6 protein-coding genes and 2 pseudogenes are annotated in these 6,617 nt (G+C 66.9%); 1 reads left to right on the top strand and 7 read right to left on the bottom strand.

Annotated features, from left to right (window positions below; genetic code table 11):
• The 7 genes and pseudogenes from P1J78_RS23680 to P1J78_RS23655 form a co-directional block, all read right to left on the bottom strand.
• Positions 1-1,108 (bottom strand): annotated as a pseudogene (locus tag P1J78_RS23680) (GTA TIM-barrel-like domain-containing protein); the annotation flags it as partial.
• Positions 1,107-3,179 (bottom strand): annotated as a pseudogene (locus tag P1J78_RS23675) (phage tail tape measure C-terminal domain-containing protein); the annotation flags it as partial. The pseudogenes P1J78_RS23675 and P1J78_RS23680, both read right to left, overlap by 2 nt.
• Complete coding sequence (locus tag P1J78_RS25615; RefSeq protein WP_445260962.1) at positions 3,071-3,313, bottom strand: DUF7697 family protein; 243 nt, start codon at positions 3,311-3,313, stop codon at positions 3,071-3,073. The pseudogene P1J78_RS23675 and the gene P1J78_RS25615, both read right to left, overlap by 109 nt.
• A gap of 98 nt (positions 3,314-3,411) precedes the next feature.
• Positions 3,412-3,867: a phage-derived protein YdaY family protein gene (locus P1J78_RS23670; protein ID WP_275569846.1), complete on the bottom strand. Its 456-nt coding sequence runs from the start codon at positions 3,865-3,867 to the stop codon at positions 3,412-3,414.
• Complete coding sequence (locus P1J78_RS23665; protein ID WP_275569845.1) at positions 3,867-4,808, bottom strand: phage tail tube protein; 942 nt, start codon at positions 4,806-4,808, stop codon at positions 3,867-3,869. The genes P1J78_RS23670 and P1J78_RS23665 overlap by 1 nt, the downstream gene beginning before the upstream one ends.
• Before the next feature lie 139 nt (positions 4,809-4,947).
• A complete protein-coding gene (locus tag P1J78_RS23660) occupies positions 4,948-5,367 on the bottom strand; it encodes an RNA-binding protein (protein WP_275569844.1) in 420 nt (139 codons plus the stop codon).
• A 4-nt stretch (positions 5,368-5,371) separates the two neighbouring features.
• On the bottom strand, positions 5,372-5,896 hold the full coding sequence (locus tag P1J78_RS23655) for a hypothetical protein (protein WP_275569843.1): 525 nt from the start codon (positions 5,894-5,896) through the stop codon (positions 5,372-5,374).
• A 158-nt stretch (positions 5,897-6,054) separates the two neighbouring features.
• Between P1J78_RS23655 and P1J78_RS23650 the strand changes: the two genes are divergently transcribed.
• Complete coding sequence (locus tag P1J78_RS23650) at positions 6,055-6,504, top strand: hypothetical protein (protein WP_275569842.1); 450 nt, start codon at positions 6,055-6,057, stop codon at positions 6,502-6,504.
• Positions 6,505-6,617 lie beyond the last annotated feature (113 nt).

Here is a 6,617-nt window from a genome sequence, read left to right as displayed (position 1 = left end):
CGTGGTGAAGACCGTCTTCGCCGAGAAGGACCGCGACCAGGCCCATGCCCGCTGGCGCGAGGTGGCCGACAGCCTGCGCGAGCGGTTCCGGGATGGCGTAGCCCTCGACCGCGCCCCAGAGGCCGGTGACGTCGATCCGGGACTCGGGCAGCCCGGCGCGCAGACAGAGGTGCCGGACGAGCGCGGCCAGCGACACTGCCCCGAGCCGCCCGGTCAGCCAGTGGCCAAGCCGCCAGTTCGCGCCGTCCGTCCAGACGTCGGTCAGCGCCGGGAAGAAGGGATAGGGCCGCGCGTCCCAGGTCCAGGCGGCGCATTCCGGCACATGCACCATCCGGCCGCCATAGACCGACGAGATCGGATTGTTCGCGGCCTCACCCCACCAGAGGTACGTCGCCTCGAGATACGCCCGCTGGTTCGCATCGTCCCGCCAACCGCGGGAGAAGTACGGCGTGAAGCTCTCCGAAGACTTCGGGTCGAAGAAGACGTTGGGCTGGTTGGTGCCCCGGTCGATGGCGGGGCAGCCGAACTCGGTGAACCAGATCGGCTTGGATTCGGGCGCCCATGCCGTCGGCGTGCCGCTCTCCACACCGCCCGGGCGGTTGTAATGCGCGTTCGACCACCACGCGCGCAGATCCTTATAGCGGAACACCCACGGCTTGGCCGCCGCGCCATCCGTGATGGCCGTGCGGACCTGCGCGCTTCGGTCGGCGGCACTGGCATAGAACCAGTCGAAACCTTCACCGCCCGCGATGTTCCCCTGCAGGTAGGCCCGGTCGTAGATCGCGGGCCAGCCCTCGGCCGCGTCGGCATGCTCGAACCCGTCGCGCCAGTCGGAGAGCGGCATGTAGTTGTCGATGCCGACGAAATCGATCTCCGGATCGGCCCAGAGCGGATCGAGATGGAAAAACACGTCGCCCGAGTCGTCGCCGGGCTGGTGGCCGAAATACTCCGACCAGTCGGCCGCGTAGCTGATCGCCGTTCCCTCCCCGAGAATCGCGCGCACGTCGGCCGCCAAATCGCGGAAGGCCTGCACCGCCGGATAGCTCGACGCGCCCGAGCGGATCGTCGTCAGCCCGCGCATCTCGGTCCCTATGAGGAAAGCATCGAGCGTTTGCGATCGGCCCCAGGATGAACCGGCGTGCCGCAAGCTGGGCGAGATCGGCCAGGAGCGAGGTGACGAGGTCGCGGAAGTTCAGCTTCCCGGTCTTCACGAACTCGCCGACCGCGTTCTCCGCCGACTGGAAAGCCCCGACAAGGCTCTGGCCGATGTCACCGCCGATCTCGCGGGCCTTGCTGGCATAGTCCGACAGCGCCGCCGTGACCGCCTGCCAGCCGGTGACGGCGGCATCGGTGTCCGGTTCCGCTGCCGCAGCAGCAGCCCCGGCCGCCGCGCCTGCGCCTGTCGCGGCGCGACCTACATCGCCGAGTGCCGTCTCCAACCGCTCGGCCGCGCCGGTGGCCTCGGTCAGCGCATCGGCACTGGCCACGTCGGTGCCGCGCACCGCTTCGCGGAGCGCCTGCCAGCTTTCGAGTGGCGCGCGGGCACCCTCGGCCAGATCGCGCGCGGCGCTCCGATAGACGTTTGCGGACTCGAGCGCGCGGTTCGCCGCCTCGGTCAGGCCGAGATCCGGGGCGATCAGCGGGTTGTCCTCGAAGGCGCGGTCGAAAGCCGCCTGCGCGGCGGTGGTCGCAGCGGTCGCCGCTCCCTCGAAGCGGTTCTCGATCTCGCCGAGATCGAGGTCCGGCACCAGCGAGATGCGCCGCTCCGAGCCGAGGGCTTCGAGCCCCTGGTTGATGCCGCCGATGAAGCCGTTGATGCGCGAGACCACGCCGTTCAGCATCGCCTCGACACCATCGACCAGGCTGTTGGCCGCCTGGAACGCCAGATCGCCGATGGCAGCGGGCAGCAGACCCCAGATCGCCTTGATCGCCTGATAGGCGCCCTCGAAGGTGTTCGCGGCCGTGTTGCCGAAACCGACGACGCTCTCGATGGCGCTCTGCATGCCCGACGCGGCGTCGGCCTTCAGATCGAAGAACATCGCTGTGGCGGCTGCACCCGCCGCCGCCGCGCCCATCTTGATCCGCTCCCAGACCTCGACTGCGACGTCCTTCAGGAGCGACATCGCCTCGCCGAACCCGCCCGCGCCCGACACGAGGCGGGTGAACTGGTAGACGAGCTCGCCTGCACCGACGATTAGGGCGCCGATGCCGGTGCGGATCAACGCGCCCCGCAGCACGACCAGCGCCGTGGCGAGACCGCGCACGGACAGCGCCGCGGCGGCCAAGCCCGCCACCCAGCGGCCTGCGAGTAAGGCCGCGAAGGTCGCGGCATAGGTGGTCAGGCGACCGATGTTGTCGAAGAGACCGCGGATCGCGATGCCGAGCGGCCCGGTGCGGCTGGCCACCGCCGCCATGGCGTTAGCGACGGCTTCCAGCGCGGAGGCTGCGGCGACGGCCAGCTGGTTCGACAGCCCACGCCAGATGAGCCCGAGGCGCGAGATCGCGTCGTTCGTCCGCTCTATCTGGTCGGCGTCCTGCTCCGAGACCACGACGCCGAAAGCAAGCACGTCCTCCGTCGCCTGGCGCAGCGTCGCGGTATCGATCCGCGACATGGCGATGGAGCCTTCCTCGCCGAAGAGCTGGCCCGCGACCGCCGCGCGCTCAGCGGCGGGCACGAAGCTCTCGATGGCGGCGTTGATCGCGCCGACGCGTTGATCCAGCGGCAGGGCGATCAGGTCGGTGGCAGAGAGCCCCAGCCGGTTGAGCGCGTCGGCGGCCGGGCCGGTGCCGGCGGCCGCCTGGCTGAGACGGCGGGTCAGATCCTTGGTCGCCTGCTCGATGCCGGACATCGACACGCCCGCCAGTTCACCCGCGCGCTCGAGCGTCTGGATCGAGGCGACGGTGGTTCCGTGCGACTGCGCGAGCTTGGCCTGCGCATCGACTGTCTGCAGCCCGGAGCGGATCATCGCCACGCCAGCAGCGGCGGCGGCGGCAACTGCGGCGGCCGCCGCGACCCGGACCCGTCGAGAGAAGGCCGCGAGCCTTACGTTGGCCGCTTCCATCTCGCGGCTCAGCCGTCCGAAGCCACGCGATCCGGCTTCGCCCACGCCTTCCAGCTCGGCGTGCACCTGCCGTCCGCCCACGGCCGCGAGGCGGACGCTAACCCTCTTCTCAGCCATGGGAGTGATCCATCTGTTCGTTGAGCCTGTTCGTTGAGCTTCGCCACCATCACCGCTTCGATGACGGGCAGCAGTTCGGCCATGGCGAGCGGCGGCACGCCGAGCGCGTCACCGAGCGCTAGCGCGGCCGACATATCCCAACCGATCACGGCGCCGGGCAGCACGCGCAGCTGACCGCCGAGGCGGCCGACCAGGTCCCAGACCTGCCAACCCTCCGGCGTTACCGAACGGTTCAGCCGCGCCGGGCAGTCCGCGCAGGCTTGCTCGCGGCCCTCGCAGGGTGCGCAGGCTTCGCAGTAGCGCTCGCCCCCGCCGAAGGACCATTCGGCGAGAGCGCGGAGGCGTTTTTTTCCTGTTCCAGCAGCAGACCCTTCGAGACGTAGGTCATTTGGAAAGCCTCGAAGATCGGCCAGATATCGAGCAGCGCATCGACGGCCTCGGGGCTTGGGTCGATGGCGTTGCCGTCGGCGTCGCCGATGCCCTCCCAGCCGAGCACCGCCCGTCGCGCCAGCGCCTTGGCGAACGCGACCGCGCGTTCCTCGTCTGAGGCCTCCTCGGGCACGGCTTCGACGGCCGGATCGCTGCGCGTCGCCACCATCAGCGCGGTTGTCAGCGGGCGCAGCTGCACCCGGACGCCGGGCGCGAGATCATGCCAGCGCGGGGAGTTGGTCAGGTCGAGCGTCAGCATTAGTAGGTCTCCACATCGTTCACGAGGGTGGCGGTGCACATCCGGCCGACCACGCTGTCGCGCGCGGCCTGCCAGTCGAAGGTCGCCTGCACCCCCTGCGGCCCGGAGATCTCGATGCGCGGGCGCGGCAGGTAGACGGCGTGCACGGTGAAGGTGAAGCTCTTGCCCGAGGGGAGAACGTAGGCGAACTCCATTTCGCAGGCCTCGCCGTTGATCGCCTGCGTCACCAGCGTCTGGTCGGCGAAGCGCACCTCGATCCGGCCGGTGAGCGCGGCGATTGACGGGTCGGCGCCGTCGATGCGCCCGTCTGAGCGAATGGTCTCGATCCGGTCGAGGTTGTTGGCGTAGGTGATCTCGGCCGAGACCACATTGCCGAGGGCCGAGCCGTTGCGCGTAATCGCCCCGTTGAAATGTCCGAAGCGCTTCAGCTCCAGTGCGGCGGGCGTTCCGGCGCTGGTGGTCGTGCCGACCGTCTCGCCCTGCGCCACCAAACGGGCCGTTGCGGTCAGCAGGCCGGAGCGCTGCATCTGCCAGGTGATCTGGTCAAGCACGCAGCCGGAATACATCGCGTAGCGCGGAACCTCCGGCATGCCGGTCTCGATCGACATGCTGGGCAGCGTCCAGGATCCGGACTGGAACTCGTGGCTGTAGGGTGCCTCGACGCCCGTGGTCGTGGGCGTCCCGAAGGCCGCTTTCAGCCAGAATCCGAAGGCCTCTGCGTCGAGCGGCACGACGACATCGCCGTCCGCCGTCACCGCGTCCTTGATCGGCGCCAGCGGATCGCGGCCGTAGCCCAGAAGCTCCGAGTTCAGCAGCGGCTGCTCCGCCCCCAGCGAGGTGCTGGCGAACGGCATCTTCGTAAAGCCGCTCGCAGGCGGTGTGCCATAGACGGTCTCGAACGCAAGCGCCATCAGCGCCCGCGCCCCCTGAGCTCGTGCCATCGTTTTCTCCTCGCGTTGTCGGGATCAGCCGAGCGGATCGGCCGTGGAATAGTGCAGCACGACCGGGAGTGAGGCGGATCAGACGACAGTCCAGTGGACTGTCGTCCCGCCGAACGCGGCCTTCAGGCGGGCCGCAGGTTCACCCAAGCGGGTCTTCAGTTGAATAATGCAAGACGACCGGAATGACCGCGGCCTTCAGACTCGCGGCGCCCTCGACCGGCAGATCGACGGGCCGCGGCGCTTCCGCCTCGACCCAGTCGCACAGCCCGCCCAGCGTGCGTTCGGCGGCGAGCGCTGCGCCGATGCTGGCGGTCAGCGTGTCAAAGGCGGTATCACGGGCTGCGCCTTGGACGACCGCCTCGATCTCGGCGCGATGCTGGTAGTGGTATCGCAGGGGCGACAACGTGACCTCAGGCTCTCCTGGCTCACCGTCGCGCAGGATCAGCAGGCCCTCGGCCGGGACGCGTTCGGGTAGCACCTCGCCGCGGAGCGCAGTGGCGGGCAGCGCCGAGAGCCGCGCATAAAGCGCGGCGAGGATGGTTTCGCGTGGGGTGGGCAATGGATCACCATGTGACCAAGGACGTCGGACATCGGCCGACTTCGAATTCCGGTCGCTCGGCTAATTCATTCATTAGCCATTGGGTGCCGACGTTGTTGATCTCAATGTCCCAATTCGCGTCCCCTGCTTCGGCAACCAGGCGCTCGTATTCGGCGGGATCATCGGCTGCCAAGACCAAACCCAAGTCGTTGCGCCATGCAAAGCGATAAACACGCTCGTCTATAGACGGCGCCATTGAAAGTCCGTAAATGGTAGTCGGCGTAACTTTGATAGACCAAAGACTGTCGCGGACAATTGGCGTCCCATCCTCCAATCGCGGAACCGCAATTGGCTTCAGGTACGGCCTGCCAAGATCGAAAACTGCTTCATAGCCGAGGTTTGCGCCGTTCTCGAGCCGTACGCAGGTGCGATAGCTGTTGTTGAAGACGATTACGACCCAGAGCGCTACAATGACGATCGGGATCAGTGCGAGGCCCAAGAGGGCACCAAGCACCCCGTCATTACCGTTGTCGCTATCCCGATGTTTCACCCGAACCTGCTGCGTGCTCGATCCGCAAAGATCTGACCCGAGAAGCTACCAGTCCATCTATCCGTGATCGAATACGGTTCGCCAGTGTGAATGCCCAGCCGCTGTGGCCCTGTGGGAGGTCGCCCGACACGTCCGCGAAGGTAATCTTCCAGCGGCCTGTGGATATTTTCATAGATGGTCTCGCCGAGGTCGACAACCTCCATACCGACATCGGCTGGATCGGCGAACTCATCCTCCAGGTAGAAATCGAATTGCCCCGCGACCGTCAGAATACCGAACTCCGCAACACAGTTTCCCGTGAAGCGACCGCCTATTGTGGTGTCACCGATGCTGAATACGATCCCGGTCATATCGTATGTGTTCTCGAAGTCATCCGAAAAAGCACCGTTTGGGTGTTCTCTGGCTACCTCTGCAATGTTGTCCTGAAGGCTCTTTGTCACAGTGGAGGTCATGTACTGCGCCACGATTCTGCTCAGATGTCCGGTTTCCCGAACGGTAACACCACGTCCACGACCGTTGTAGTAGTGGCGGACAAAATCCCGGCTGCTCCAAACGACTCCGGTGTCGCCTGTGTCTGTCAATTCGATTTCAATGAACTCATCGACTGAAGGTATGAAGGGCTCAGCTGGAGCTATGCCCGAATTTGGGTGACGCTGCCTGATCACGCGGCGCGGGTTTTGGTGTCGCCCTGGGCGACGCCGTCGGTGAATGTGACACCCTC

The organism is Psychromarinibacter sediminicola, from assembly GCF_029168335.1.
Taxonomy (GTDB): domain Bacteria; phylum Pseudomonadota; class Alphaproteobacteria; order Rhodobacterales; family Rhodobacteraceae; genus Psychromarinibacter; species Psychromarinibacter sediminicola.
Note: the sequence above shows the minus strand (reverse complement) of the source record. Positions and strands in the feature narration are given on the sequence as shown.

Bases quoted from the DNA above. Each gene is read 5' to 3' on its own strand.
- P1J78_RS25615 (WP_445260962.1), bottom strand. From the start codon at position 3,313: ATGTCGGCCGCGCTAGCGCTCGGTGACGCGCTCGGCGTGCCGCCGCTC.
- P1J78_RS23670 (WP_275569846.1), bottom strand. From the start codon at position 3,867: ATGCTGACGCTCGACCTGACCAACTCCCCGCGCTGGCATGATCTCGCG.
- P1J78_RS23665 (WP_275569845.1), bottom strand. From the start codon at position 4,808: ATGGCACGAGCTCAGGGGGCGCGGGCGCTGATGGCGCTTGCGTTCGAG.